1 protein-coding gene is annotated in these 589 nt (G+C 71.6%); it reads left to right on the top strand.

Features of this window, described 5'->3' with window-relative positions:
• A partial coding sequence (locus tag ACCD07_RS32290) for a type VI secretion system Vgr family protein (protein ID WP_413449693.1) occupies positions 1-589 on the top strand: 589 nt, incomplete at both ends.

Here is a 589-nt window from a genome sequence, read left to right as displayed (position 1 = left end):
GGCGGGTGCGCATCCGCTACCACTGGCAGGACAATGCCGACGCCACCTGCTGGGTGCGCGTGGCGCAGCGCTCGGCCTGCGGCGGCATGGGCAGCCAGTTCCTGCCGCGTATCGGACAGGAAGTGCTGGTGCAGTTCATCGAGAACGATATCGACCGCCCGATCATCATCGGCGCGCTGTACAACGGCCAGGGCGAGGGCGGTGTGACGCCGACGCCGGGCGCGCAAAGCGCCGGCGCCGACCAGGCGGAGCGCTTCCAGCCGGCGGCCGACCATGCGCCGTCGGGGCAGGGTAACCTGGCCGGCGGCAACAGTCCCTTGTGGCACGGCGCCTCGGCCGACAGCGCCGGCCACCGCAACGCCGCCGCGCAGTGGGGCGTGCGCAGCAAGGAGTTCGGCGGCGCCGGCTACAACCAGCTGCTGTTCGACGACACCGACGCACAGGGCCGGGTACAGTTGCGGTCCACGCACGCGGCCAGTGAATTATCGCTGGGCCACCTGATCCACAGCGCGGACAACTATCGCGGCAGCCTGCGCGGGCAGGGCGCCGAACTGCGCACCGATGCCTATGGTGCGGTGCGCGGCGGCGC

Source organism: Duganella sp. Dugasp56 (assembly GCF_047304105.1).
GTDB lineage: Bacteria > Pseudomonadota > Gammaproteobacteria > Burkholderiales > Burkholderiaceae_D > Rugamonas > Rugamonas hordei.
The sequence above is the reverse complement of the archived record's forward strand: the minus strand, read 5'-3'. Positions and strand labels throughout refer to the sequence as shown.